A 25427-nucleotide genomic window follows, 5' to 3' on the forward strand; every position below is an offset into this window, starting at 1 on the left:
TCAACAGGCATTACCCAAAGATCCCTGTATAATTAGCTGGACTGATAGCGAGCAATTCCGCTTTCACATCTTCAGATACCTCCAGGCCCTGGATGAATTGCTGGATGGTATTGGCATTGATCTCACCCCCGCGTGTCAGGGCCTTCAGGGCCTCGTACGGCTGGGGATAGTTTTCGCGGCGCAGCACTGTCTGGATGGCTTCCGCCACCACGGCCCAGTTGGCCTCCAGGTCTGCTTCGATCTTGGCATTGTTAAGGATCAGTTTACCCAGGCCTTTTTCAATAGACTTAAGCGAAAGCAGGGAGTGGCCCAGGGGCACCCCTATATTGCGGAGCACTGTGCTGTCGGTCAGGTCGCGCTGCAGGCGGGAGATGGGCAGTTTGCTGCTCAGGTGCTCGTACAGGGCGTTTGCGATGCCCAGGTTACCTTCTGCGTTTTCAAAATCGATGGGGTTTACTTTATGGGGCATGGCGGAAGAACCCACTTCGTCCTTCTTGATCTTCTGCTTAAAGTAGTCCATGGAAATATACTGCCAGATATCCTTGCAGAGATCCAGCAAAATGGTGTTGATGCGTTTGAGGCCGTCAAACTGGGCACCCAGGTTGTCGTAATGCTCTATCTGGGTGGTGAACTGCATGCGTTTAAGGCCCAGCACTTCATTCACGAAATGATTGCCAAAGGCCACCCAGTCCTTCCCGGTGAAGGCCACATGGTGGGCATTGAAGTTGCCCGTAGCGCCGCCAAACTTGGCTGCATACGGCACTTCCATCAGTAGCTTTATCTGCCCGTGAAGGCGTTCCACAAACACGGCAAACTCTTTACCCAGGATAGTAGGCGAAGCGGGCTGTCCGTGGGTACGGGCCAGCATGGGCACGTTCATCCAGCTGTCTGCCATTTGCTGCAGGGATTGCAGGGTGGCAGCCAGTTTGGGCAGGTAGGCGCGTTGCAGGGCGTCTTTCCAGAGCAGGGGAATAGCGGTATTGTTGATATCCTGGGAGGTAAGGCCGAAGTGCACCCATTCCAGGCGGTCGGCCAGGCCCAGGGATTTGAGCTGGTCTTTCAGGAAGTACTCCACGGCTTTTACGTCGTGGTTCGTGATCTTCTCCGTGTCCTTGATGGTCTGCGCGTTTTCCAGGGAGAAATTTTCGTAGATCCTGCGCAGGGGGGCGTGCAGGGTGGCATCCAGGGGGAAAATGCCCTGTGCGGAAAGCGCGATGAAATATTCCACTTCCACGAGTACACGGTAACGGATCAGCGCATATTCAGAGAAGTAAGGCGCGAGTTCTTCCAGCTGCTTGCGGTAACGGCCGTCCAGCGGGGAGATGGCAGTGAGTGCTTGTAGTTCCATTATGGTTTGCTAAAGGTAATGTGGACGATGGCGTCCGGTCCGCAAAATTAGCGCATTGGGATGTAAAAAGCAGGAACAATATCGTGGTGTGCGGGCTTGGTGCAGACCGGGAATGTGGAGCGTGGGGGAAACCTTGCCACTGGTCCCGGTTTCGATAAGTGTTGCAACATTTAAATGTTAAATAGGTGCACCGGGAGGATCAAATTTCTTACCTTCGGCACCTCAAATTGAAAAGAACTTGGAACGGAAAGTAAAAGTTGCTGCAGTTAGTTATTTGAATACGAAGCCCTTGTTATATGGTCTCAGGAATCACCCGGTAATGGACATGATGGAACTTTCCGTGGATTACCCGGCGCGCATTGCGCAGCAGCTGGTGGATGACGAAGTGGATGTGTCACTGGTGCCGGTGGCCACCATTCCCCGTTTGAAAGAACACCATATCATTACGGATTACTGCATCGGTGCAGAAGGCCCTGTGGCCTCTGTATGCCTGTTCAGTGATGTACCGCTCACCCAGATCAAACGTATTTACCTGGATTACCAAAGCCGCAGCTCCGTGGCGCTGTTCAAAGTACTGCTGCGTGAGTTCTGGAAACTGAATGTGGAGCTGGTAGAAACTTCCGGTGATTACGAGCACCTCATCCAGGGCACCGATGCGGGGGTAGTGATCGGCGACCGCGCTTTGATACAGCGCCACCGGTCCCGCTACATCTTTGACCTGGCGGAGGCCTGGATGCGCCTTACCAGCAAGCCTTTTGTATTTGCGGCCTGGATTGCCAACAAGGAATTGCCGGCAGCGTTTATCGCTGCCTTCAACGACGCGGTGGGCATTGGCATTAAACACCTGCCGGAAGTAGTGGCGGAAAATCCCTTTGAGCCATACGACCTCGTCACCTATTACACCAAAAATATCAGCTTTCCCCTCACACCCGGCAAGCGCCAGGGCCTGCAACGTTTCCTGGAGTACCTGGAAGAAGATAAATCATTCATTGCCAGGAATATACCGCAATAGACTTCCAAAATACTCAAAATAAAACGCCGCCCGTTTACTATTTAACAGTAAGTGAGCGGCGTTCCCGTTTCAGACCCGGCACCAGACCGGGCCTTATATTGAAAATTTCTCTCCGGTTAAATTCGATTAATGTTTATTAATCAACCTATTATGTCTTTTCTGCTTTGCGGAAGAAGTCGAAATATACCAATTGGTATTTTACTGTAGTTGGCTCATGCTAACTATTTAATCTCTTTGCTATTCACATAAAAATTGGGATCTACTTTAAAATCCCCGGCTATGGGTACTTTCTTCCAGCTTTCGGTGGGATAGATGAAGGTGTAGGCGTTTGGTTTCAGGGTCACCTTCACCGGCATGGCAAAACCGGGTACCACGTTATTCCAGCGGTAGCTCAGTTCCTTGCCCACGATCTGGTATTCCAGCACGGGGATCTTGGTGGTGCGCAGGTACTGGTCAAACACTTTGGAAAAATCGTGGCCGCCATGCTGGCTGATATAGTGTTCTACTTCGGCGGTGGTCACGGTCTTGTGGTAGAAAGTTTTATTCAGCCCTGTAAGGATGCCCCGGAAGCTCTCGTCGTTGTCCACGATCTGGCGGATGGTGTGGATCATGTTGGCGCCCTTGTAATACATATCGCCGGAGCCTTCTGCATTTACATTGTAGGGGGCAATGATGGGCTCATCGTTGCGGATGTTCTTGCGGATGCCCTGCACATAAGTATTGCCCGCCTCGTTGCCGAAGTGGCAATCCAGGTACAGCGTTTCGGAATAATTGGTGAAGGATTCGTGGATCCACATGTCACCCAGGTCCTTGGAGGTAATGTTGTTCCCAAACCATTCGTGGCCGCTTTCGTGCACCAGGATGAAGTCGAACTTGAGGCCCCAGCCGGTGCCGGACAGGTCGCGGCCCAGGTAGCCCATCTGGTATTTGTTGCCATACGCCACGGCGCTCTGGTGCTCCATGCCCAGGTGCGGCGTTTCCACCAGCTTGTAGCTGTCCTTGTAGAACGGGTAAGGCCCAAACCAGTGCTCAAAACAGGAAAGCATGGGCTTGGCCCCGGCAAATTCGGTCTTTGCCCTGGCCAGGTTGTAGTCCATCGGCCAGAAATCCAGGTCCAGCTTACCATTGAGGCCGGCGTAGGTATCCTTGAAATTGGCGTAGTGGGCTATGTTCAGGGAAATGTCGTAGTTATTGATCGGGTTTACCACGGCCCAGTGAAAGGTGGTAGTACCATCGCCATTGTCCTTTTTGCTGCGCAGGCGGCCGTTGCTTACATCCGTAAGGTCGGAGGGCACGGTCACCACGATCTGGGCGCTGTCGCATTCATCGCTTTGGTGGTCTTTGGTGGGCCACCACACGCTGGCGCCCAGGCCCTGGCAGGCCGTGGCTATCCAGGGCCGGTTCAGGGAGTCGCGGGCCCATACAAAGCCGCCATCCCACGGTGCACGCTTGGCCTTGCGGGGCGTGCCATGGAAGTAGATGGTGATGGCTTTCAGCGCGCCTTCGTGCTGGGCGGATGGGAGGGTGGCAAAGAAGGCATTGCCATCGCGGGTATAGTCTACCCGCTGGTGGTCCTGCACCATGCTGTCTACCTGCATAGGCTGTTGCAGGTCTATCTGCATGCGGTTTTGAGCGCCCACCACTTTATAATGCAGGGTGTTATACCCGTGAATGCTGCTGTCTTTCAGCTGCACCGTTACGTGCAGGTCGTACTCCGTTACGTCCCACCAGCTGCGCTCCGGGCCGTAGGTGCCGCGCAGCGTATCGGCATGTGTATAGTGATGCTGTGCCCGCAGGCCGCTAAAGGCCAGGATGCTGGCCAGCAATAAGATATATCCTTTCATTCCATCAGTTGATTAGGTGGGGCTAAAGTAAAATTTTAAACACAGATCACAGTGGGGAATGTGATGTGCGGAGATTGTGTATTTTGGCAGTATGAAAAATGCGGGCCTGCTGCTATTTTGTTTCCTGATAACTGCTTGTGATTCAAACCAATCTGGCGGCAAGCAGGTATTTAATTATAATCGTACGGAGGGTGTAGCCACCCTGGACCCGGCCTTTGCCCGCAGCCAGGCGGTGATGTGGGCGGTAAAACACCTGTACAATACCCTGCTGGAGCCGGATGACCACATGGTGCTGCAGCCTTCCCTGGCCAGGCGCTGGGAGGTGAGCGCGGACCGGAAGACCTACACTTTTTTCCTACGCAATGATGTGTACTTCCATGACAGCGAGCTCTTTACCGGCGGCAAAGGCCGCAAGCTTACCGCGGCAGATGTAGTGTACAGCCTGCGCCGTATCATGGACCCGGCCACCGCATCGCCGGGGGCGTGGATCTTCAATGGCAAGGTAGACCTGCAGACCGGTTTTAAGGCCGTTAACGACACTACATTCCAGCTTACCCTGTTGCAGCCGTTCCATCCCATCCTGGACATCCTTACCATGCAATATTGTTCCATCATCCCGCATGAGGCGGTGGAGCGTTACGGGAAAGACTTTCGCAAACATCCCTGTGGCACCGGCCCGTTCCAGTTTTTCCTGTGGGACGAAGGCCAGGCCCTGGTGCTGCATAAAAATCCCCACTACTTTGAAACCGACAGCACGGGCCGGCACCTGCCATACCTGGACGCCGTGAAAGTGACCTTCCTGGACAGCAAAGCCACGGAGTTCCTGCTTTTCCGCGAAAAGCAGCTGGACTTCATCAACGAAATAGACGCCTCTTTCAAAGACGAGGTACTGACCCGCCTGGGCGCGCTGCAGCCGGAGTGGAAGGGTAAAATGGTGCTGGACAAGGTACCCCAGCTCAACGTGGAGTACTTCGGGATTCTGGTGGACAGCAGCATGGCCCTGGTCAAAAATTCCCCGCTGCGGCTGCAAAAGATAAGGCAGGCCATCAACTACGGCATTGACCGGGAAAAGCTGATCATGTACCTGCGCAATGGCATTGGCAAGCCCGCTACCGCTGGTTTTGTGCCGCCGGGATTGCCTTCATTCCGCCCGGACCTTAAAGGTTACCACTACGATCCTGCAAAGGCAGCCCAGCTCCTGGCCGCGGCCGGCTACCCTGGTGGAAAAGGCCTGCCGCCCATTACGCTGATGAGTGTTCCCATTTACGAAGATTTTGCCAACTACGCTGCCGGCCAGCTGGCAGACCTGGGCATTAAAGTAAAGGTGGAGGTAATGGAAAAGAACCTGTTACTGGAACAAACCGCCCGTTCCACATCGCCCTTTTTCCGCGCCAGCTGGATAGCAGACTACCCGGATGCGGAAAGTTTCCTGGCGGTATTTTATGGGAAGAACACGGCGCCGCCCAACTATACCCGCTACAATAACCCGGTGTTTGATAAACTGTATGAAAAGGCTTTGCAGGAGAATGACGACAGCGCGCGGTACTTGCTGTACCAGCAGATGGATTCCGTAGTGATGCAGGATGCGCCGGTGGTGCCGCTGTATTATGATGAAGTGGTGCATTTAGTGCAGCCAGGTATTCAAGGCTTTACGAGTAATGCCTTGAACCTGCTGGATCTGCGGAGGGTAAAGAAGTTATAAACGCCATCTGCCTCAAAGCCGCGCCTATGGCAAAATCTCGGTAACATTAACAAATCTTTACCGTTTCCACAGCCGGCCTGGCCTAATTAAGCGTACCTTCGTTTCCTTGAGTTCATTTTTTTAAAGTTATTTGATGTTAGCTATTTTGATCTTTTTTGGGGCGCATTGGTTCCTTTCTTTGTTCTTCCACACCTTCTTCTTACACCGGTACGGTTCTCACCAGATGTACACCTGTAGCAAGCCAGTAGAACGTTTCTTCTATTTTTGCACCTGGTTCTTCCAGGGCTCTTCTTACCTGATCCCCCGCGCTTATGGCGTAATGCACCGCATGCACCACGAGTTTAGCGATACCGAAAAAGATCCACACTCCCCGCACTTCTTCAAGGACGTATGGCACATGATGATACAGACGCGCCTGATCTATAATAATTTTGTATACGGTAAAACCCTGCCCGAAGCCCGGTTCATGGAAGACCCGTTGCCGGAATGGAAAGCAATGGATAAGGTAGGCGACAACATCTTCGTACGCCTTACCTGGATAGCGCTCTACATCAGCTTTTACGTGGCATTTGCCCCCAGCTTCTGGTGGTACCTGCTGTTGCCCATCCACTTCCTCATGGGCCCCATCCAGGGCGCTACGGTGAATTGGTGCGGCCACAAATACGGCTACCGTAACTACGACAACTTTGACCAGTCCAAGAATACCAGCCCCTGGGGCATCCTCCTGCTGGGAGAACTGTTCCAGAACAATCACCACATGCATAAGGACAGCGCTAATTTTGCCAAGAAGTGGTATGAGTTTGATCCCACCTACCCGGTGATGAAAACCATGCACTGGCTGGGCATTATCCGGCTGAAACCTGCCGTGGTAAAGACTGTTAGCGCTAAGCGAGCCGCTTAATCAACCTGTTCTATACAAACCAAAAGGGCTTTCCCGGCATGTCCGGGAAAGCCCTTTTGGTTGATCATTATATGTAAGCTTCATTGCTTTACCCGCACACAATTAACGCATAACTTTCTTTCACCGGAACGGTTTAAAATACGCATGTTGGCCGGCAAGGGCCAGCATAAACCTGTCTCCTGAACTATCGCCATAGGCGTGGATGGGATCATAATCTGACAAGGTTACGTGCGCCTTGATGCGGCATACTTTTTCTTCCCCGTTGCAATTCAGCCCTGCCAGTTTGCCGGTAATGCGGCCATCATCATCCACTTCCATCCTGGAGCCCAGCAGTTCAATGCGCATACCGGTGCAGAAAGGGCGCACCCATTCCTCTGCAGATGCCGTAACCACGATCACGCGGGCGCCTTCATTTACATATTGCTGTATGGTTTCCCGTGCGCCTTTGCGGATGTGCAGGGGCAGCTCCATGTAACCAAATTCACCGCACCGGTTCCTGAATTCCGCCATGGGCATGCCTTTGAAGAAGTGCGTGAGTACTTTTTCCTTCACAGCCTGCGCGCTCAGCAAGCCCAGTTTGAACTTTACCAGGTGGGGCAGCAGCTTCCGCATGCCCCGGCGGAATGCCTTTTCTCCCTTCACAAAACGGATGATGGCAAAGAGGGTATCGGTTTTGGTAATGGTACCGTCAAAATCGAAGAGTGCGAGGCCTGCCATTACATTTTCATTTTTTTGAACATGCCTTCCGGGATGTTGCGGATGAGGAGCATAATGTAACGCCAAAACCATTTTACATAGATCACGTTCTTTTTCGCGGCAGCTGCGCTGAATACCGCATTGGCCACCTGTTCCGGTGTGGCGGTGAGCAGGGGAGGGAGCGCCAGGTGCTCCGTCATGCGGGTGGCCACAAAGCCGGGCTGCACGCTCAGTACATGCACGCCATCGTGGTAGAGGCGGTTGCGCAGGCCCGCCAGGTAAGCGGTGAAGCCGGCCTTGGCACTGCCATACATATAATTGCTCTGCCGTCCGCGCACCCCGGCCACGGAGCTGATACCCACAATGGTGCCGGATTTGCGGGCCGCATAATCATTGGCTACAATATTCAGGATCGATACCGCGCCCGTATAGTTTGTGGCAATGATGCGTTGTGCTTCCTCCCAGTCGTCCTGCGCAGTTTCCTGGTTGCCCAGGTAACCAAATACACAGATAACCTGGTCCGGCTTCACCGGCAGGGATGCGTAAAATGCGGCATGGCTGGCGGTATCCAGTGCATCAAAGGCATGCACCGTGGCGGTTATGCCATAACGGATCTGCAGGTCCTGCTGCAAAGGCACCAGGTATTCCAGCTTGCGGGCGGCCAGCTGCACGTTGTATTTTTCCCGCGCATATTTGCGGGCGATGGCTACGGCCATATCGGAGCCTGCGCCTAAAATGAGTACGGTAGACATGCGGATGTAATGTGCCGTCATCCCTTGTGGGGCGGCGCTTTTATCGGTTTGTGGTGTGTCTTATTGTGGTTTGGTAAGCAGCAGGCGGTCGCTCTGGATGGAGCGGAACTTACCCTTGGGATCATAACGCTGCACGATCTCCTGGAAGCGCTTTGCATCCGGGTAACTTTTCCAGAAGATCTCCTGCTTCATGCGGGCATCTTTGGAAAGATAGAGCCTGCCTTTGTGTTGCAGTACCAGTTCATCCAGTTCGTCGAGAAATTCAAAGAGGCCCTTGCGCACGGGGAAGTCCAGCGCCAGCGTGTAGCCTTCCATGGGAAAAGAGATCAGGTCATGCTGCTGGCCAAACACCTTGAGCACGGCCAGGAAAGAGCCCCAGCCCTTGTCGCTGATGCGTTTGAGGATGGTGACCAGGCCGGATTGCTGGTCCATGGGCAGTACAAACTGGTATTGTACAAAACCGGATTTACCATAACCACGGTTCCAGTGCAGGATGGCATCCAGGGGATAAAAGAAAGGCTCGTAAGGAACTACGTTGGTGATCTCACGTTTGAAGTTCTTGCCGTAATACAGCCAGTTGAAAGCCTTTACCGTGAAGGTGTTCAGCACAAACTCCGGCAGGTTGAAAGGCATGGTGAGCTGCGACTTTTTAGGCAGCTGCAACGGGTGCTCCGCCTGTTTGGGAGAAAGGTCTGCTGTAGTGGCGTGCTCGCCCACAATAAGGATGCTGCGGCCAAAGGCGTCACCTTTTTGCAGGCAATCTATCCAGGCCACGGAGTAGGTATAGTGCTTGTATTCCTCGAAGAGGCGGATCACCTCGTCCAGGTTCTTTGCCTTGATCTGGGTCTGTTTAATGTAAGCGGTCTCGATCTTTTTGAGGTCAAATTTTACCACCGTGATCACGCCGGTAAGGCCCATGCCCCCGCAGGTAGCCCAGAACAGGTCTGTGTTTTCCGTGTGGGAGCAACGGATGGTTTGTCCATCCGCCGTGAGCACGTCCACCCAGGTTACGTGGCGGGAAAAGGCCCCGTCCACGTGGTGGTTCTTGCCATGTACGTCAGACGCGATGGCGCCGCCGATGGTGATGTTCTTGGTGCCCGGTGTTACGGGCAGGAACCAGCCTTTGGGCACAATGATCTCCAGCACCTGGTCCAGCGTAATGCCGGACTGGCAGGTGAGGTAGCCATGCTGCACATCAAAATCCAGTACCTTATCATACTTGAGGGTGGAAATGCTGTGTACTGCCAGGGACGCATCGCCATAACAGCGGCCATTGCCGCGGGCTATGATGGCATCGTGCTGCGCTACAACCGCCTGTAGCTGGTCGTCCTGGGAAAAGGCCTGTTCATCACAGGTCACCGCCGGGTAGTTACCCCAATTTGCCAATTGTTTCTGCATTACTGGAAAAAGCTTTTGTCAGTTGGTAAATACAGGATCACATAGAAGCTCAGGATCCAGAGCACTATGGTAGCCTGAATGAAGCGGTCTTTATATAGGATTTTGGTGGGAGAGCCCGTATCGCTCTCTACGTAGGTGACTTGCAAATATCGCAATAAACCTGCAATAACGAAAAGGCAGGTGTAATAAAGCCGGTAGGTCTTGAAGCGGATCATGGTTTCCGGTGCCAGCGTGTACATCAGGTACGCCACGATGATAATGGCCGACACCACGGCCAGCATCACGTTCATAAAATCGAGGTTATAGCCTTTCACCGCTTTGCGCATGTCCTTACCAGACTGCAGTTTGATCAGCACATCGTCCCTGCGCTTGGCCACGGCCAGGAAAAGGGCGAGGAGGAATACCATGATCACCAGCCATTCGGAAATGGCAATATCGGTGGCAATGCCCCCGCACTTGATGCGGAATACAAAGCCGGCTGCCAGGATGAGGATATCGAGGATGGAAACATTCTTTAAGCCGAAGGTATAGGCTACATTCATGATGAAGTATGCGCCCAGCACGGCCAGGAATTTCAGTTTGATAAACCAGGCGATGCTGAAAGCAGCCAGCAGGCAAACCGCAAACAGCACCAGGGCAGCGGGTTTGCTTACTGCACCGGAGGCCAGGGGACGGTTGCACTTTACCGGGTGCGCACGGTCTGCCTCCAGGTCTTTGTAATCATTGATCACGTACACTGCGCTGGCGGCCAGGGAAAAGGCCAAGAAGCCCCAGAAAGCCGGCAGCAGCTTGTGGAGGTTAAAGATCTCACCGGCAAAGAAAACGGGTATGAACAGAAAGCCGTTTTTAGCCCAATGTGTGGGGCGCAGTAATTTCAGATATTGCACAGGGTAAAACGAATGATCCGCCCGCAAGATACCTTAAAATGCGGGTGCTTCCAATCCCGGCCTGCCGCGGCTGGCAGCGTGAATGGCAGGAATAAAGGGATAAACGCCGGGGCGCCGGGGGTAAGCGCAAAGAAAACACGGATAAACGCTTTTTTTAAAATCATGCAAAATTAAGTGAAAGGCCCGCTGACGCGCAGTAAATGAAGCAATTCCACGAAAATAACCGCGGGTTTTTCCGTCAAATGGGTATTTTTGCCCGCGCCAAACATCCCGGACTATGCAAACGAACACCCCCAGATTATCCAGGTTCTCCGTGATAGAACTGCTTACCATCGTACTCATTGCCCTGGTACCGCTTTTCCTCACCTTTCCCTACCGGGTGAATATTTTCCTGAGCTGGGAAGGGGCCTACCGCCTCTCGCAGGGACAGGTACCTTTCAAAGATTATGGTACCCCGCTGGGCTACGGTTTCTGGATCGTGCCGGCACTTTGCTTCAAGCTTTTTGGGGCCAAGCTTATTTCCCTGGTGAAAGCACAGGTGATCCTCAATATTATAGCCGGCCTGGCTTTCCGCTGCATCCTCAAAAGCCTGGATGTAAAACCCGGTATCCGGGCGCTCTCTGTGCTGGTGTTTGTGCTCTCTTATTCCTTCTTCAATTTCTGGCCGTGGTATAACCAGACGGTGATTGTATACGAACTGGTGGCCCTCTGCTTCCTGCTGCGTTTCCTGGTGCGGGAAGATAAATGGCGCTGGGCTTTCCTGGCGCTGAGCAGCTTGTTTGTATTCCTGACTTTATTTACCAAGCAGGATGGGGGAGGCCTCACACTGATGCTTTGCCTGGCACTGCTGGCGTATGATACATGGCAGCGCAAAGCCTGGCTGGATATCCCGGTATTCCTCGTTATGCTAGGCGTGGTGGCCGCTTGTTTTATTTTGCCATTGATGCCCAATTTTGCTTATTGGTACAATCACGGCCAGGCCCCGCATAATTCCCGCCTCAGTATAGGCGACCTGGTGGGCGAGTTCTTTGGTGCTTCGCAATGGATCAAGTTCTACCTGCTGCTAATAGTATTGCTGCTGCTGCCGCAACTGCGCCATTTCCGCGATCTCTGGAATAACCGGAAGTTGATGCTCTTTACGCTGGTAACACTGGGCATCCTGGCGGAAGCCGCTATCTTCCAGGTGACCAGCTACACACCGCCGGACAATAATATTTTCTTCCACAGTTTTGCCTTTGCTTATATCTTTTCACTGTTGCTGCCCTTGCTGCAATTGTCGTCTGAAAATGTGCGCAATTTTGGCATCAGTGCCCTGCTGGTGCTGCTTTGGTGGTCTGGTGTGTACTGGAAATATGCAGACCGCGTGTTTGCCCGCTTCATGCCGGCGGGCGGTCCTTCGGGTATCGTGGTGAGCAAAACCGGGGAGAACGTGGTGAGCCGCAGTAACTATATGTTGTCTTACGATACCACGGATGTGCCCACCTCGCAATGGGTCTTCAGCAGGCTGCCGGAGTTCCAGAAGGTGTACATGCCGCCCGGTACCGTGGCGGGGATAGACCGCTTTATGGCCATGCCGGTATTGAAAGAAAAAGGGGATTCCCTGCGGGTGTTGAATATGTCAGAACTTACACCCCTGGCGCACGCCGTGCCTTTCAAAGAAGAAACCGGCCCGGATATCCCCCTGTGGTACCACCTGGGGGTGGGGATGTTCAACCGCCAGCTGGAGGCTTACAAACAGAAGGTGCACCGCCACTATTACCATGTGGTACTGTATGAGTATATGCCGTATAATAATAACTTCAATCCCTTTGCGCTGCGCGACGCCTTGCGCAAGGATTACCAGTTGGTGGACAGTTTCCTGGCGCCCAGAAGGCCTACCCGGGAAATGATTGAAGTGTATGTACCGAAACCGCAGGACCCTGGTACTTTTTAACCCGCGTAAAATTTCGCGCTATCTTGTAGCATGCAAATCCTCAAAAATTTAAACCTCGTCCTCAAGTTTGCGATAGAGTTGGTCATGCTTGGCGCATTTGCCTATGCAGGGTGGATAATTCCCCAACAATTGGCTTGGAAGATCATTGTTCCTTTGGTTTTGCTCACGGTGGTTATCCTGCTATGGGGAAGAGTGGCGGCGCCTAAGTCACCCACCAGGCTGCCTTTTGCAAAGCGGGTGGCGTTTGGGCTGGCCATGTTCATGCTGGCTGCAGTGGCATTGTATGTTGCCGGGCAGCCGGTGCTGGCGTTGGTATACGCGGGGATTGTGTTGCTGTGTGAAACGGGGACTATTGTGTGGCGGCAGTGAGGAGGATCCGCGGCGTGCATTTTTTCACGCCGCGTGATAATATCAATCGTTCAAACCTTTCCCCGCCATGATCTGCGGCATACATTTCTCCACGCGGGATGCCCGGGTAGCGGATTGCTTGGCCTGGGAGATATAAATATTGTAAGCGCGCTGGCGGCCGGGCGTTAGCGCGTTAAACGCCTTTTTCAGCGCAGGGATTTTATCCAGTTTTTCCTGAAGTTCCGCTACAAGCTCCATCGGGGCCGGTTTTTCGGCTTCCACCGAGATGCCGGATTTTTCCACTTCGATGGCTTCCTTGATGTATTCTTTCAGCGTAGCGGCAATGTCTGTGACCTGTTTTACACTGGTGAAACGGAGCTGACGGCCCACGACGGTGTTCTCACCGGTTTTAATGAGAATGCCGGCTGGATCTTTCATCAGGTAGCCTTTGAAGAACAACAGGGCGCAATAATCTTTAAAGGGCTGGATCAGTACAATGTTTTTGCCATCGTGGGCGTAGCATGGTTTGCTCCATTTGATGGTTTCGGTGAGCTTACAGTCCAGCAGGATCTTTCTGAGTTTTTCCATTTCGGCGGGCCATTGTTTGGCGCTGAGGAAAAAACCGTCTGCTGCGTGGTGGGTAGTTTTACTCATTAGGATTTGAATTCAATTGGTTGGGTTAAAGATAAATCTTAAAGTAGAAAAATGATGGGTTGCGGTGGGCTAATGGGAATCGGAATTTTTGTCTTATAATTTATATTATGTTAAATAGAATTATGCAGGAAATCCCCTGACTTACAGGCAGTTATTAAACGGACCGTTATCTCATCCGGCCCTGTCCTTCTCACCTTCCCATCGTTCACCATCATTTGCTTCACCACAATGCCCGTGCAAACCCTATGATCTATCTTTGCATTTCCAATCATCAACACCCATCACATTGAATCACCTCGCCACTCACTATAACACACTTTACCAAACCGCCGTGCAAAAGATCTACGCCGGCCAATATGAAACAGACCCGCTCATAGACGATCCCACAGACACCCGTCGCGGCCTCACTTTGCTCATACGCCCGGATGAAATTATAAGATCCCGCATCCGCCACTTCCTCGATCAACTTGCCCTGGTGGCGCCCGGCCAATATTTTTACCCGGCTTCTGATATGCACGTCACCGTGATGGCCGTGATTTCTGCGGTGCCAGGCTTCACGGTGGATCAAATTGATCCCAAAGCTTACGAGGCCCTCGTCCAACGCTCCCTGGCTGGCATCCAGCCGTTCCAATTAGATTTCCGCGGGCTTACCGCATCGCCCGCCGGTGTATTGGTACAGGGCTTCCCGGGCGGTGCTGCGCTCAATGATATCCGCGACCAGCTCCGCGCAAATTTTAAAACCTCCACGCTGCCGCAATCCCTGGACGCGCGCTATCCCATCCAAACGGCCCACCTAACCATAGCGCGGCTGCGCCAACCCCTGGCGGATGTTCCCACCTACCTGGAAATGATAGAAAAATATCGTTCGGTACATTTTGGAACGATGCAGGCGCACCAACTGGAGCTGGTGTACAACGACTGGTACCAGCGTGCTGCCCATACACAAAAGTTGGCGCAGTTTGCACTGGGCTCGCAGAAAACAATGTAACTTCGCGCTTCTTTTTTACCAGCCGGCATTCCGCCACAACACGCAATGAATCCGCAACTCATAGAAATCATCGAAGGCCTGCTCTTCGCCATCCTCTGGGCCTCCGCCACACCCGCCACTAAGTTTGCCGTGCATTCTGTGGACCCTTTCCTGCTTACCTGCATCCGCTTTCTATTTGTAGGCGTGGTAATGCTGGTCTATGGGGCTTTTTCGCGCAAAAACCCGCTGGAGCACCCGTCCCGCAGGCAGTTTGGGCAATTATTCGTACTCGGGCTGCTCAATATCACGTTGTACATGACCGGCTTTCTCATCGCCGTCAAAACCGTATCTGCGGGGCTGATCAGCATTGTGATGGCTACCAATCCGCTCATCCTGGTGCTGCTTTCCGCGGTGGTCCTGAAAAGAAAACTCACCGTTGCCGAGATCATTGGCAGCATAGTGGCCGTTTCCGGGCTCGTGATCGCTGCTATTCCCAACCTGCGGGAAAGTCATGCTACGCTCCTGGGCATTGTAGCCCTGGTCCTGGGCATTATGTCCCTCTCCTTTGGCAGCATTTATTTTTCAAAGACCGGCATGGCGCTTACCCGCATGACGGTGAATATGTGGCAGATCATTTTTGGCGCCCTGCTTTTCATCCCGGTGGTGTCACTGAATTATGCCCACAACTTCCTCATCCCGGATCTGAACTTCTTTCTTTCCATTGGCTGGCTGGCCTTCCCGGTATCCATTGTAGCCTACATCCTCTGGTTAAAGCTCCTGCATAAAGATCCTGTGAAGGCAGGCCTTTGGATGTTCCTCACGCCGGTACTGGGCTATAGCATGGCGGTAATAATCCTGCGCGAGCCCCTCACCGCTTATGGTGTGGCGGGTGCTATCCTGGTAGTGGCGGGATTATTTTACTCCCGCCGGAAGGCGCGCATGGCATAGTCTTCACGGTTACGCATAAACGGTAGAGGGCCGCCGTTCTAGCCCGGTGGCCCTTTACCTCGTAATAATACAGCGCATAACTCACGTTCTTCCATATATCTCGCGCAGCGAAGTTTTCGCTTTCTCTAACACCTTATGCTGCGCGGCCGGCAGGTTCTTTCCCGCACGGTTAATATAAAAGTTCAACATAGACATGGCGGACTGGTAAGGCGTGCCCTTCTTACGTTTGCTGGCATCTGCCGATTTTTTCAGCGACGCTGCGATCGCCTTCGGATTTTTCAATTTGAAAACATTGTCCTGCAGGTCCAGTGCATCGCTGTGCTCCATGACTTCAGCAGACCATTTGTTCACGGTTTTTTTAGCAGGCGCCCGCTTCGCGCCCGCTGCCTTCTTTGCCGCCGCTTTTTTAGCCGTTGTCCGTTGGTGGGTAGTGCTGCCGGCCTTGCTGGTGGCGCGTTTCGTGGCCGCCTTTTTTGCAGTAGCCCTCTTTGCAGTGCCGCCAGCTTTTTTAGCTGCAGCTTTTTTAGGCGCTGCAGTTTTTTTAGTGCCGGAAGCGGTGTGCGTTTTCTTCTTCGTGGTGGTATTGGTTGCCTGGGTAGTGGCCTGCTGGCGGGTCGTGGGCGCATGACTGGCCGTTGCTTTCTTTGCACGGGTGCGCGGAGCGCGCTTAGCCGTGGAAGTCTTACTGGTGCTGTGTTTGGTGCTCGTTGTCATCATCTCACTGTTTCCAGGAATATGCACAAGGATAATGCCTGGTCTTGAATGGTACAAGTCTTGCACCGCATTGACAAAACAAGGAACCATGTTATACTATTCACTCGCTGCCATCCAGGTACAGCCTTACACGTTGCCGGACGACGGTGTTTATCCTGGCAATCCCAACTTTCCCGTATTGTTCTATGCAGACGCGGTACAATTCAGGGACAATGCCCCGGAAGCCGCATTGGAGCGGCTTTTCAGTGCCAATGGGTGGACCGGCTGGTGGACCAATGGCATTTATGATTACCATCACTACCACAGTATTTCTCATGAAGTGTTGGGCGTGTACGCCGGGGAGGCGCAGGTACAACTGGGTGGCCCGCACGGTGTGATCCTGCCCTTCCGCAAAGGCGATGTAATGCTGATCCCTGCAGGGGTGGCTCACAAATGCATCAGCAGCACGGCAGATTTTGGCGTGGTAGGCGCCTACCCGCCCGGCCAGGAAAACTACGATGTATTGTACGGGCTGGCGGATGAAAGGCCTGCTGCAGATGGCCGTATTGTGGCGGTGGCCCTGCCGGAAACCGACCCGGTGTATGGCGAAAACGGGCCCATGGCGGCCTACTGGAACCCGGCCTATCAGCATGTATAGCAGCTATCCTCCACGACAGTGCCCCAACTCCCTGCTTTGCCGTATTTTTAGGGTTATTCAAGAAAGGAACTATGACGAAAGAAAAGATCAGGCTCAGCGTACTGGATCAATCTCCCATCCGCAAAGGGGGCACTGCCTCCCAGGCCCTGCAGGAAACCGTGCAGCTGGCCCAATTCACTGAATCCCTTGGCTACACCCGCTTCTGGGTTTCTGAGCACCATAACACGGCCAGCCTGGCAGGGTCTACTCCTGAAGTGCTGATGGCGCACCTGGCCAGTAAAACGGATCGCATCCGCATTGGCTCTGGTGGCGTCATGCTGCCCAACCACAGCGCATTGCGCGTAGCGGAAAATTTCCGCATGCTGGAAGCGCTCTTCCCCGGCCGCATAGACCTGGGCATAGGTCGTGCACCTGGTACAGACCGCATTACCGCCGCTGTGCTCAACCCGAGCAACCAGTTCCGCGAAAACGAGTTTATTGAACAGCTCTCCGATTTGCAGCATTATTTTCACGATACGTATGAACCCGGCACCCTGCATGAGCGCGTGAAAGCCACGCCCCAGGCAGCCACCGTGCCCCAGCAATGGCTGCTGAGCAGCAGCGGGCAAAGCGCTGTATTTGCGGCCCATTTTGGCATGGGCTTCACCTTTGCACACTTTATCAGTGCAGCGGGCGGACCGGAAGCCGTGCGCATTTACCGCGAGCGTTTCCGGCCTTCTGCCGATCTGAAAGCACCTGCTGCCAGCGCGGCGTTCTTTGTATTCACCAATGAAAGCCAGGAGCTGGTAGACCAGCAGCAGGCCATCATGGACTACGCCATGCTGCAGATTGAGAAAGGAAAGAGCCAGCCCTTCCCTGCTTTTGAAGACATCCGTGATGTGGAATACTCTGATATGGAGATAGAACGCCTCCGCTTCAACCGGGCACGCATGCTAACGGGCACGCCTAAACGCCTGGAGGAAAAGCTGCGGGAACAGGCGGAGCGCTATGCCGTGGATGAACTGATCCTGGTAACGATTACGAATGATTTCCGGCAGCGCTTAAAATCATATGAGCTGATGGCAAAGGCGTTTGATCTTTAAGCGGGTGCCGGGAGGTTGCAAAGAAGATAGCTATGGGGCAAAAGAAAAAGGCGGTGCTGCGTTGTATGCAGACCGCCTTTTTTATATCGTAGAAGGATAGACTATTTAATAGTAACACCAATGCCCAGTTGTGCTTCGGAAGTTCTCCATTTTTCAAAGGATCTTTCTTCAATGCCGGTGTTATTCAGGTTGCTCAGGCCCTGCACGTAGCGGCCAAAGAAGCGCCAGTTGCCCAGGGTTACGTTCACGCCACCGATCACGCCAAAGTTGTTCTTCTTGAAAGCGCCGTGGCCCAGGATCAGGTTCTCATCGTCGTACACCAGGATGCTGTATTGCGGACCTGCCACCACGCTGAGGATCTTGGAAAATTTGTATTGGGCCATTACGGGAACCGTGATGTAGTTCAGGTTCACACGCTGGCGGCCCTTGGAATTATATTCGTCGATCACACCGGGTTTCTGGTAATAATCGTAGAAGTTATGGCTTTCGTTCTGGAAGCGGGTATACAGCAGATCAGCGGTAAGGCCCCAGTGCTTGTCCAGGCTATATTCTACAAAGCCGCCCGCGTTGAAGCCAGCTTTCATCCCCGCACTGAAACCGGTACCATCAATGGTGGTCATGTCCAGGCTCACTTTAATGCCGTAGTGGAGCTTTGCATCTTCTTTCTTCTTGGCAGGGGCTGCGTCCTGCGCCATGGCGCCCGCGGTGAGACCCAGGATGGCAGTAGCAGTGAATAGTACTTTTCTGATCATAGCGATGTAGTTAATTCCGGATGCAACATTAATGATCCTGCTTCAATTGTGGTGTTTATGGCAGGTGATAATAGATGATACCCCGTTTTTGCCCGGCTGTTGTGCGGATTTTGTCGGTGAAATGTTGATCAGACAAAATTACCCTGCTGAGGTTTAAACCGGCGTTAATTATTGTTAAGAAATACCTGGATGACAGGTCTTGGCGGCGCAAAAATAGAAATTTCCGGCAAACAATCTCCAATTTCAGCCCACCGGCCCGCATCGGGCGGTGCCGGGGAATGGACGTGCATGTGGCGCATTCCCTGAATTTGGAAATTGTTTTGCGTAATGCTCCTGCTACTGGTTCAGCAATCCCAGTCTTTGCATCCAGCCCTCTGCCAGTGAGGGCCAGCGGGTTACGGGTTTGTCCGTGGGCCGCAGGCCGTAGCCATGGCCGCCGTTGGCGTACAAATGTATTTCCGCGGGTACGCCGGCTTGTTTTAATGCCAGGTAATAATACAGGGCATTTTCCACGCGGATGGGGTCATCCTCGGTTTGCAGCAAAAAGGTGGGTGGCGTCTGGGCGTGCACGGGCAGTTCCGGTGCCAGTTGGTCCCCGTTGTTCTTTTGGGTAAGATAGGCCGGGTAAATGAGCAGGGTAAAGTCCGGGCGGCAGCTGGTGCTATCGGCGGCATCTACCGGTGTATAGGTACGGCGGCTGTAGTTGTTACTCAGGGCCGCACTCAGGTGGCCACCGGCGCTGAAGCCCAGGATGCCAATGCGCCGGGTGTCCAGTTTCCACTGGCCGGCATTGGCGCGCACATATCCCAGGGCGCGCTGGGCATCCTGCAGGGGAGCTATGTAGCGGGTACGCTCATCGGTATTGGGTACCCGGTACTTGAGCAGGATGGCGGTTACGCCCAGGCTATTGAGCCAGCGGCATACCTCCGTGCCTTCCAGGTCCCAGGCCAGGATCTGGTAGCCACCACCGGGACATACTACCACGGCCGCGCCGGTGCGCTTATTAGGACCGGGCTCGTACACCGTAATAGTGGGCACGGACACGTTGGTAAGGCGGATGATAGGCTTGCCCGCTACGGTCCCAATATCTTTGGTGGGGCCTTCCGGCGGCATGCCAGCCGTTATGCCGGGAGCGCCATGGGGCCACAGGAGAATGGGCGCGGACACTTTTTGCTCAGTCATAGTTTTGCCGGGGGCTTGCTGGCCAAAGGCCGCAGCAGTGAAGAGTATGGAAAGGAAACATGTAAATTTCATCATCGGGAATCATAAAGGCTAGATGCACCAAATTACAACCTGCGGCGGATAAAACAAAGCCGGCCCTTAAAACAGTAAAAGCGGATGCACCCGGAGGCGCACCCGCTTTTCCATACAACCGGTTACGATACTAAGCCTTCTTGGCAGTAGTAGCCTTGTGGGCTTTTTTATGATGCTTGTGTGCTTTCTTAGCTTTCTTTTCCTGCTTGGGAGCGGCCGGTTCCTGGGCCTTCTTTGCAGCAGCTTCGGTTTTTACCGGGGCTTTCTTTGCGGCTTTCACAGTTTTGGGAGCAGCGGCAAAAGCGGCGGTGCCCATCATAGCGGCCAGTGCGAATAATGCGATCTTTTTCATATTAGTGTTGTTTTAAAGTGGTAATGCAAATAGTTACTTCTTTTATAGGTGTTGCGGTGGGAAATGCAGCCACCGGTAGGCTACTACTTTGCTTTCTTGGTGGTGGTAGCGGTTTTGGTTACTTTTTTATGGGTTTTAACCGCTTTCTTGGCAGTGGTGTCAGCAGCGGGTGTAGCAGCTTTGGGCGCTTTTACCGGTGCGGCGGCTTCTGTCTTGGTAGCTTTTTTAGCAGGATGCTTAACGGTTTTGGGAGTGGCAGCGAAAGAAGCGGTACCGATCATAGCGGCCAGTGCGAATAATGCGATCTTTTTCATGTTTATTGGTTTTTTGCTTTTTTAAAATTGTTTGTAGGTAAGACGCATGCTTTGCTTCTTTCGTTTAACCTTTAATTTTGTTTTAAGTACATCTTAATTTGTGTTAAAGAAAATGCAAAGAGACGATCCGTCTATGATCGTCTCTTTGCATGAACACGGGCAGTGATAACTTATGCAGGTTTGTGGGCGGCAGGAGCATGTTGCTTCTTTTTGCCATGGTGATGATGATGTTTCTTGTGATGCGGTGCAGGTGCTTGCTTTGACTGGGGCGCCTGGAAGGAAGTCACTACAGGAGCAGCAAATACACCGGTGCACAGCAATGCGCCTGCGGCGAGTAGTACGATCTTTTTCATAAGGGAGCTTGTTTTAAGTAAGGAAAGATAACCGCTTTCGGGCATCCGGCGGGCAGGGATGGATAATTCTAATTACATCTTAATGAAGAAAAAAGGGGCGAGCCTGGAAAAACCCACCCATGCATATGTATGTAAATGTATGAGGAACAAGTTTTATGCTGCAGGAATACGCACAAGGATAGTGCCATCGCGTAAACCGTACGCGGAGGCACCGTATTTAGCGGGTACCTGGGGCATGTCTCCATCAAGTTGGTGGGGCGTGCATTACGCGTAGATAATTTGCACGGTAGATGATCAACGTGTTGGGGTAATAGTGTGGAACAAGATCAGGTATATACGCGTAATAATAGGGTATAATGGCTGTATCTGCTATGAAACGGTACGCCCTGTGTGCGACCAAAGCCGGCACGGCCGTGGGTTTCATGGCATGGCTTTCGTGACTATACCAGGAGTGAACCAAACCATATCATCATGAAAAAGCCAACCTTCCTGCTGAGAAACTGTATGCTGGGTGGCGGTATCCTGTTAGGTACATTTATGGTGCAGACCGCCAATGCACATAAAACAACCACACCTCCCATTATTGAGATGCTGGTAGACACTGTACCGGGAACACCGGTTACGCCTACACCCGTAACACCGTCCACGCCCACTAAGCCGGGCATGCCTACGGTGCCTTCTCCTGCCAATCCGAGTCCTACCACTCCCGTGTTGCCTACGCCGGGCACGCCCTCTCCCACTTCACCGTTGAATCCGGGCGTACCCGCACCCACATCGCCATCCCCGGCCCAGCCGGTACCTGGCACGCCGGTGCCTGCGCCTGCTAATCCTACAATGCCCACTACCCCAACCACCCCGGCACCCACCACGCCTACAACGCCCACCCCGCCGGTGCGGCCTTAACAGCGTGATAGCATACAACGAAGAAAGGTATCCACAACCGGATACCTTTCTTTATTTACGTATAGTCAATGCCGTTATAACCACCCGTTGTACAGGGAGTGGATCAGGTTGGCCACCAGGCCGCTCCATCCTGTCTGGTGGCTGGCTCCCAGGCCATGGCCATCATCGCCATGGAAGTATTCATGGAAAAGAATGTAGTCACGGAAATGCGGGTCCTGCTGCAGTTTTTCGTAGTGGTTGAACACCGGCCGGCGCCCGTCCCCATCCCGCCGGAAAATGCTGATGAGGCGCTCTGTCAGCCCATCGGCGATCTCCCGCAGGGACATGAACTTACCGGAATGCGTGGGGTATTCCACGCGGAAGTCGTCACTGTAATAAGCATGAAAGCGGCGCAGGCTCATCACCATCAGGTAATTGATAGGAATCCACACCGGTCCCCGCCAGTTGGAGTTACCACCAAACATGTTACTATCGCTGTCCCCGGGCACATAGCGGATGCGCATTTTCTCCCCGTTGAACTTGTACTCATAAGGCTGGGTAAGGTGATACTTGGAAAGGGAGCGCACCCCATGCGGGCTGAGAAACTCGTCTTCATCCAGCACCCGGAGCAGGATGCGTTTCATGCGGTGCCCGCGCAATAAGCTGAGCAGGTGTTTTTCATCGGAACCTTCTTCATACCAACGAGATACCATGGCTGCCAGGTCGGGCCGGTGGCGGAGGAACCAGCTCATATGGGCGGTGAAGGCCGGCAATTGCTTCAGCCGCTCACTTTCCAATACCTGCACCGCAAACAGGGGCACCACGTTTGCAAGGCTGCGTGTGCGGAGGGTTTCAGGGGGCTTGCCGGCATAGCGCAGCTGGTCGTAGAAAAATTCATCTTCCTCGTCCCACAACGCTACAGACTGGCCGCCAATGCCCGCAATGGCGCCGGCAATGTACAGGAAGTGCTCAAAGAACTTTATGGCCATGGCGGTGTACACGTCATCTTCCCGCGCCAGCTCTATGGCCATGTGCAGCATGTTCAATGCAAAGGAGGCCATCCAGCCGGTGCCGTCTGCCTGCTCCAGCACTGCATCCGGAGGCAGGTGGGAATTGCGGTCAAACACGCCGATGTTATCCATGCCCAGGAAGCCGCCTTCAAAAATATTGAGCCCATCGGCATCCTTCCTGTTCACCCACCAGGTGAAATGGATGGTGAGTTTGTGAAAAATACCTTCCAGGAATTTACGGTCGCCGGAGCCGGTGGTGATCACTTCCCGGTGGTAGATCTCCATGGCGGCGCCGGCCATCACTGGCGGGTTGGTATCGTCAAACTCCCATTCGTAGGCGGGCAGTTTGCCGCTGGGGTGCATGTACCATTCTTTGGTAAGCAGGAGCAGCTGTTGTTTGGCGAATTCCACATCCACCAGGGCCAGGGTCTGGCAGTGAAAGGCCAGGTCCCACGAGGCGTACCAGGGAAACTCCCATTTGTCCGGCATGGAAATAACATCTGCATTGTGCAGGTGCAGCCAGTGGGAATTCCGGCCTTTATCGCGCCCGGGCGGCGGTGGCGGCATACCGGGATCGCCCATGATCCACTTATGCAGGTTGTAGTAATAGTATTGCTTGTTCCACAACATGCCGGATAGTGCCTGGCGCTGGATATTGCGCAGGTCATCATCCGGGATGTTATGTTGCAGGTCGTTATAAAAAATATCCGCTTCCAGCTGGCGGACAGCAAAGAGCGCATCAAACTGTGAAAAGTCCTGCTGGGAAGTGGTACCCAGTTGCAGGCGTATGGTATGCGACGCCCCCGCTTCCAGGTGCAGGTCGTAATGCAGGGCGGCCTTGGTGCCATACAGCTCAGGATTTACGGTGTGGGCACCATGCACCACATGCTCATTGATCCCGTCTTTATAATAAACGTCCTGTTCACCATACCCGTACAGGCGGTGGGTGTTGGTATCGTTATCACAGAAAAGCGCCACAGGCTGGCCGTCATACGTGCAGAAGCGGGTTGCAATCTTAGGATGAAGAATGCGAACCACGTTACCATGATCCTTGCCCAGGTGGGGCTTTCCCGGATCGTAACCCCAGGACCAGGTATTGCGAAACCAGAGCGTTGGCAACACGGACAGCGAAGCCGCCTGGGTGCTCCGGTTATGAATGGTAATGCGCACCAGGATATCATCTTCCGTGCGCTTGGCATATTCAGTGAATACATCAAAGTACGCATCCTGGTCAAAGATGCCGGTGTCCAGCAACTCGTATTCCGGCATGCTGCGGTCTCGGCGGCGGTTCTCTTCAATCAGCTGTTCGTAGGGGAATGCCTGCTGGGGGTACTTGTACAGCATTTTCATGTAGCTGTGGGTGGGCGTGCTATCCAGGTAGTAGTACAGCTCTTTTACATCTTCGCCGTGGTTGCCTTCCGCGTTATTGAGGCCATAGTATCTTTCTTTGAGGATGGGGTCTTTTTTGTTCCACAGTGCCAGGGCGAAGCAAAGCAGCTGCTTGTCGTCTGAAATGCCTGCTATGCCTTCTTCCCCCCAGCGGTAGGCGTAGCTGCGGGCCATGTCGTGGGTGGTATAGCTCCATGGGTCCTGGTTGGCGCTGTAGTCCTCCCGCACCGTTCCCCACTGCCGGTCTGACACATAAGGACCCCATTTCTTCCAGGCCGGGTCTTTAAGTCTTCGCTGTTCTTCGTTCATGTATGCTAATGTAACGAAAAAAGGTCTTAGGTATTAAGTCTTAGGTATTAAGTACCGGGTGTTGTGTTTTACGTAGTGGACTTTATGTTGGGGGCATGGACCTGAAGGTGAAATTTATTGGCACAAAAAAACCGCTCCCTGATGGAAGCGGTTTGTGGAACAAAACTATAACGTGTTGTTTGTTGTTTATCATTCTCCAAGCTGGCTAAACTTCGCCACGCTTGTTTTGATCACTGCGATCGTGCCGGTATCGTTGTCAAAAACGGAGTACCGGCCCTGCGCTTCGTGGGGTGGGTCGCCCAGGAAGCCGTTTCCGGGTTTCCACATGCCACCGGGTACGCGGGGCTCCCCTCGCCGCCCCAGGCCCAGAAATTGACGCCAGGCACAATACTACTATCTTTCTTTGCATAATCAAATACTGCGTCAAAAATATTTTGATAGTATTTGTCGCGGATAGTATTACGGTTGTAGTTGTTGCCATCCCGGGAAATGCCAAATGCTTCCGGTACCACGGGCTTTTTCAGTTGGCGGGCCATGGCCACGTGCCGGTCCAGGTAATGTTGGGCATAAGCCACGGAGGGACCAAAGGTGGAATCTGCCTTTGCGGGGTCGTAGATATTCCAGTTCTGCACCCAGGTGTGGATGGTGGCGTAGTCAATATGGCTGCTTTCATGATCAGCAGGCCTGCATGCGCTGGTGGCAAGGCGTTAACTTTTTTTACGCTGCCGCTCTTCCATGCGAAACTGTGTGATCACCAGCACAATGGCGGCTACCAGCCCGGCGGTATTGATGAGCAATGCCGGCCAGTGAAATTCCAGGAGGCAGAAGACCGTGAGGCCCAGTGCAATTACCACCAGCGCGTAGGTGAACATGGACGATACCAGCAGCTGCCTGTCCCTGGACAGGCGCCAGGTAAAGTACACGGCGGCGGCCCACACGGCCAGGCCGCTGAAGATCATTACGTAGGTGAGCGGCGGATACATCATGGG

General features: G+C 53.4%; 26 protein-coding genes. 10 read left to right on the plus strand and 16 right to left on the minus strand.

Translation table 11 applies throughout. From position 1 onward, the window contains the following. Positions 1-10 precede the first annotated feature (10 nt). Positions 11-1348, minus strand: a complete 1338-nt coding sequence (gene purB, locus DCC81_RS22855; protein WP_108688981.1) for an adenylosuccinate lyase — start codon at positions 1346-1348, stop codon at positions 11-13. Between the two features lie 238 nt (positions 1349-1586). On the opposite strand from purB, the gene DCC81_RS22860 reads away from it, so the two are divergent. Then, the gene (locus tag DCC81_RS22860; RefSeq protein WP_108688982.1) at positions 1587-2360 is read left to right on the plus strand and encodes a menaquinone biosynthetic enzyme MqnA/MqnD family protein; all 774 of its coding nucleotides are present in this window, start codon (positions 1587-1589) and stop codon (positions 2358-2360) included. 221 nt (positions 2361-2581) lie between these two features. Here the strand turns inward: DCC81_RS22860 and DCC81_RS22865 are convergent, their stop codons facing one another. Beyond that, positions 2582-4204, minus strand: a complete 1623-nt coding sequence (locus DCC81_RS22865) for a M1 family metallopeptidase (protein ID WP_108688983.1) — start codon at positions 4202-4204, stop codon at positions 2582-2584. Positions 4205-4295: 91 nt separating this feature from the next. Between DCC81_RS22865 and DCC81_RS22870 the strand changes: the two genes are divergently transcribed. Both DCC81_RS22870 and DCC81_RS22875 read left to right on the plus strand, forming a co-directional pair. Then, positions 4296-5906, plus strand: a complete 1611-nt coding sequence (locus tag DCC81_RS22870) for an ABC transporter substrate-binding protein (protein ID WP_108688984.1) — start codon at positions 4296-4298, stop codon at positions 5904-5906. Between the two features lie 133 nt (positions 5907-6039). Beyond that, positions 6040-6807, plus strand: a complete 768-nt coding sequence (locus tag DCC81_RS22875; protein ID WP_108688985.1) for an acyl-CoA desaturase — start codon at positions 6040-6042, stop codon at positions 6805-6807. Positions 6808-6927: 120 nt separating this feature from the next. On the opposite strand, the gene DCC81_RS22880 is transcribed toward DCC81_RS22875, so the two are convergent. From DCC81_RS22880 to DCC81_RS22895, 4 genes are read right to left on the minus strand one after another with little or no spacing between them, the layout of a single operon-like run. Next, positions 6928-7524 carry an HAD-IB family hydrolase gene (locus tag DCC81_RS22880; protein ID WP_165806702.1) on the minus strand — a complete coding sequence of 199 codons (597 nt, stop codon included), beginning with the start codon at positions 7522-7524 and terminating at the stop codon, positions 6928-6930. Next, positions 7524-8255, minus strand: a complete 732-nt coding sequence (locus DCC81_RS22885) for an SDR family oxidoreductase (RefSeq protein WP_108688987.1) — start codon at positions 8253-8255, stop codon at positions 7524-7526. The genes DCC81_RS22880 and DCC81_RS22885 overlap by 1 nt, the downstream gene beginning before the upstream one ends. A 60-nt stretch (positions 8256-8315) precedes the next feature. Then, positions 8316-9653: an FAD-binding oxidoreductase gene (locus DCC81_RS22890; RefSeq protein ID WP_108688988.1), complete on the minus strand. Its 1338-nt coding sequence runs from the start codon at positions 9651-9653 to the stop codon at positions 8316-8318. Then, positions 9653-10540 (minus strand): decaprenyl-phosphate phosphoribosyltransferase, encoded by an 888-nt coding sequence (locus DCC81_RS22895; RefSeq protein WP_108688989.1) that lies wholly within the window; start codon positions 10538-10540, stop codon positions 9653-9655. The genes DCC81_RS22890 and DCC81_RS22895 overlap by 1 nt, the downstream gene beginning before the upstream one ends. Positions 10541-10817: 277 nt before the next feature. On the opposite strand from DCC81_RS22895, the gene DCC81_RS22900 reads away from it, so the two are divergent. Both DCC81_RS22900 and DCC81_RS22905 read left to right on the plus strand, forming a co-directional pair. Further along, positions 10818-12473 carry a hypothetical protein gene (locus DCC81_RS22900; RefSeq protein WP_108688990.1) on the plus strand — a complete coding sequence of 552 codons (1656 nt, stop codon included), beginning with the start codon at positions 10818-10820 and terminating at the stop codon, positions 12471-12473. A 30-nt stretch (positions 12474-12503) separates the two neighbouring features. Continuing rightward, positions 12504-12842 (plus strand): YrdB family protein, encoded by a 339-nt coding sequence (locus DCC81_RS22905; protein WP_108688991.1) that lies wholly within the window; start codon positions 12504-12506, stop codon positions 12840-12842. Positions 12843-12884: 42 nt separating this feature from the next. Here DCC81_RS22905 and DCC81_RS22910 read toward each other — a convergent pair whose 3' ends face one another. Continuing rightward, a complete protein-coding gene (locus DCC81_RS22910) occupies positions 12885-13475 on the minus strand; it encodes a YdeI/OmpD-associated family protein (RefSeq protein WP_108688992.1) in 591 nt (196 codons plus the stop codon). A gap of 331 nt (positions 13476-13806) precedes the next feature. Between DCC81_RS22910 and DCC81_RS22915 the strand changes: the two genes are divergently transcribed. Beyond that, entirely contained in the window at positions 13807-14463 is a 657-nt protein-coding gene (locus DCC81_RS22915) for a 2'-5' RNA ligase family protein (protein WP_205686413.1), read from the plus strand. Between the two features lie 45 nt (positions 14464-14508). Next, positions 14509-15390 carry a DMT family transporter gene (locus DCC81_RS22920; protein WP_108688994.1) on the plus strand — a complete coding sequence of 294 codons (882 nt, stop codon included), beginning with the start codon at positions 14509-14511 and terminating at the stop codon, positions 15388-15390. A gap of 81 nt (positions 15391-15471) precedes the next feature. On the opposite strand, the gene DCC81_RS22925 is transcribed toward DCC81_RS22920, so the two are convergent. Next, on the minus strand, positions 15472-16107 hold the full coding sequence (locus DCC81_RS22925) for a DUF3175 domain-containing protein (RefSeq protein ID WP_240613052.1): 636 nt from the start codon (positions 16105-16107) through the stop codon (positions 15472-15474). A gap of 85 nt (positions 16108-16192) precedes the next feature. On the opposite strand from DCC81_RS22925, the gene DCC81_RS22930 reads away from it, so the two are divergent. Next, positions 16193-16741, plus strand: a complete 549-nt coding sequence (locus DCC81_RS22930) for a cupin domain-containing protein (RefSeq protein ID WP_108688996.1) — start codon at positions 16193-16195, stop codon at positions 16739-16741. A 71-nt stretch (positions 16742-16812) separates the two neighbouring features. Further along, a complete protein-coding gene (locus DCC81_RS22935) occupies positions 16813-17823 on the plus strand; it encodes an LLM class flavin-dependent oxidoreductase (protein ID WP_108688997.1) in 1011 nt (336 codons plus the stop codon). A 101-nt stretch (positions 17824-17924) separates the two neighbouring features. Here the strand turns inward: DCC81_RS22935 and DCC81_RS22940 are convergent, their stop codons facing one another. The 5 genes from DCC81_RS22940 to DCC81_RS25420 all read right to left on the minus strand — a co-directional run bounded on the left by DCC81_RS22940 (position 17925) and on the right by DCC81_RS25420 (position 20848). After that, positions 17925-18575, minus strand: a complete 651-nt coding sequence (locus DCC81_RS22940; protein ID WP_108688998.1) for a porin family protein — start codon at positions 18573-18575, stop codon at positions 17925-17927. 336 nt (positions 18576-18911) lie between these two features. Beyond that, positions 18912-19757, minus strand: a complete 846-nt coding sequence (locus tag DCC81_RS22945; RefSeq protein ID WP_108689298.1) for an alpha/beta hydrolase — start codon at positions 19755-19757, stop codon at positions 18912-18914. A 202-nt stretch (positions 19758-19959) separates the two neighbouring features. Then, positions 19960-20181, minus strand: a complete 222-nt coding sequence (locus DCC81_RS22950) for a hypothetical protein (protein WP_108688999.1) — start codon at positions 20179-20181, stop codon at positions 19960-19962. Positions 20182-20264: 83 nt separating this feature from the next. After that, entirely contained in the window at positions 20265-20495 is a 231-nt protein-coding gene (locus tag DCC81_RS22955) for a hypothetical protein (protein ID WP_108689000.1), read from the minus strand. A gap of 170 nt (positions 20496-20665) precedes the next feature. Further along, positions 20666-20848, minus strand: coding sequence for a hypothetical protein (locus DCC81_RS25420; protein ID WP_133177775.1), 183 nt, complete (start codon positions 20846-20848; stop codon positions 20666-20668). A 471-nt stretch (positions 20849-21319) separates the two neighbouring features. Between DCC81_RS25420 and DCC81_RS25625 the strand changes: the two genes are divergently transcribed. Continuing rightward, positions 21320-21751: a hypothetical protein gene (locus DCC81_RS25625; protein ID WP_165806703.1), complete on the plus strand. Its 432-nt coding sequence runs from the start codon at positions 21320-21322 to the stop codon at positions 21749-21751. A gap of 74 nt (positions 21752-21825) precedes the next feature. Here the strand turns inward: DCC81_RS25625 and DCC81_RS22965 are convergent, their stop codons facing one another. The 3 genes from DCC81_RS22965 to DCC81_RS22975 form a co-directional block, all read right to left on the minus strand. After that, positions 21826-24438, minus strand: coding sequence for an MGH1-like glycoside hydrolase domain-containing protein (locus DCC81_RS22965; RefSeq protein WP_108689001.1), 2613 nt, complete (start codon positions 24436-24438; stop codon positions 21826-21828). 230 nt (positions 24439-24668) lie between these two features. Continuing rightward, positions 24669-25070, minus strand: coding sequence for a glycoside hydrolase 5 family protein (locus tag DCC81_RS22970; protein ID WP_108689002.1), 402 nt, complete (start codon positions 25068-25070; stop codon positions 24669-24671). 75 nt (positions 25071-25145) lie between these two features. Then, positions 25146-25424: a hypothetical protein gene (locus tag DCC81_RS22975; RefSeq protein ID WP_133177776.1), complete on the minus strand. Its 279-nt coding sequence runs from the start codon at positions 25422-25424 to the stop codon at positions 25146-25148. Positions 25425-25427: the final 3 nt, after the last annotated feature.

The organism is Chitinophaga parva, from assembly GCF_003071345.1.
GTDB classification, from domain to species: Bacteria; Bacteroidota; Bacteroidia; order Chitinophagales; family Chitinophagaceae; genus Chitinophaga; species Chitinophaga parva.

What these genes read in the sequence shown, in the direction of transcription:
- DCC81_RS22905 (WP_108688991.1), top strand. Translation starts at nt 12,504, where the DNA reads ATGCAAATCCTCAAAAATTTAAACCTCGTCCTCAAGTTTGCGATAGAG.
- DCC81_RS25625 (WP_165806703.1), top strand. Translation starts at nt 21,320, where the DNA reads ATGAAAAAGCCAACCTTCCTGCTGAGAAACTGTATGCTGGGTGGCGGT.
- purB (WP_108688981.1), bottom strand. Translation starts at nt 1,348, where the DNA reads ATGGAACTACAAGCACTCACTGCCATCTCCCCGCTGGACGGCCGTTAC.
- DCC81_RS22930 (WP_108688996.1), top strand. Translation starts at nt 16,193, where the DNA reads ATGTTATACTATTCACTCGCTGCCATCCAGGTACAGCCTTACACGTTG.
- DCC81_RS22945 (WP_108689298.1), bottom strand. Translation starts at nt 19,757, where the DNA reads ATGACTGAGCAAAAAGTGTCCGCGCCCATTCTCCTGTGGCCCCATGGC.
- DCC81_RS22880 (WP_165806702.1), bottom strand. Translation starts at nt 7,524, where the DNA reads ATGGCAGGCCTCGCACTCTTCGATTTTGACGGTACCATTACCAAAACC.
- DCC81_RS22900 (WP_108688990.1), top strand. Translation starts at nt 10,818, where the DNA reads ATGCAAACGAACACCCCCAGATTATCCAGGTTCTCCGTGATAGAACTG.
- DCC81_RS22890 (WP_108688988.1), bottom strand. Translation starts at nt 9,653, where the DNA reads ATGCAGAAACAATTGGCAAATTGGGGTAACTACCCGGCGGTGACCTGT.
- DCC81_RS22940 (WP_108688998.1), bottom strand. Translation starts at nt 18,575, where the DNA reads ATGATCAGAAAAGTACTATTCACTGCTACTGCCATCCTGGGTCTCACC.
- DCC81_RS22870 (WP_108688984.1), top strand. Translation starts at nt 4,296, where the DNA reads ATGAAAAATGCGGGCCTGCTGCTATTTTGTTTCCTGATAACTGCTTGT.
- DCC81_RS22865 (WP_108688983.1), bottom strand. Translation starts at nt 4,204, where the DNA reads ATGAAAGGATATATCTTATTGCTGGCCAGCATCCTGGCCTTTAGCGGC.
- DCC81_RS22935 (WP_108688997.1), top strand. Translation starts at nt 16,813, where the DNA reads ATGACGAAAGAAAAGATCAGGCTCAGCGTACTGGATCAATCTCCCATC.
- DCC81_RS25420 (WP_133177775.1), bottom strand. Translation starts at nt 20,848, where the DNA reads ATGAAAAAGATCGTACTACTCGCCGCAGGCGCATTGCTGTGCACCGGT.
- DCC81_RS22975 (WP_133177776.1), bottom strand. Translation starts at nt 25,424, where the DNA reads ATGATGTATCCGCCGCTCACCTACGTAATGATCTTCAGCGGCCTGGCC.
- DCC81_RS22910 (WP_108688992.1), bottom strand. Translation starts at nt 13,475, where the DNA reads ATGAGTAAAACTACCCACCACGCAGCAGACGGTTTTTTCCTCAGCGCC.
- DCC81_RS22955 (WP_108689000.1), bottom strand. Translation starts at nt 20,495, where the DNA reads ATGAAAAAGATCGCATTATTCGCACTGGCCGCTATGATCGGTACCGCT.
- DCC81_RS22950 (WP_108688999.1), bottom strand. Translation starts at nt 20,181, where the DNA reads ATGAAAAAGATCGCATTATTCGCACTGGCCGCTATGATGGGCACCGCC.
- DCC81_RS22920 (WP_108688994.1), top strand. Translation starts at nt 14,509, where the DNA reads ATGAATCCGCAACTCATAGAAATCATCGAAGGCCTGCTCTTCGCCATC.
- DCC81_RS22965 (WP_108689001.1), bottom strand. Translation starts at nt 24,438, where the DNA reads ATGAACGAAGAACAGCGAAGACTTAAAGACCCGGCCTGGAAGAAATGG.
- DCC81_RS22875 (WP_108688985.1), top strand. Translation starts at nt 6,040, where the DNA reads ATGTTAGCTATTTTGATCTTTTTTGGGGCGCATTGGTTCCTTTCTTTG.
- DCC81_RS22885 (WP_108688987.1), bottom strand. Translation starts at nt 8,255, where the DNA reads ATGTCTACCGTACTCATTTTAGGCGCAGGCTCCGATATGGCCGTAGCC.
- DCC81_RS22925 (WP_240613052.1), bottom strand. Translation starts at nt 16,107, where the DNA reads ATGATGACAACGAGCACCAAACACAGCACCAGTAAGACTTCCACGGCT.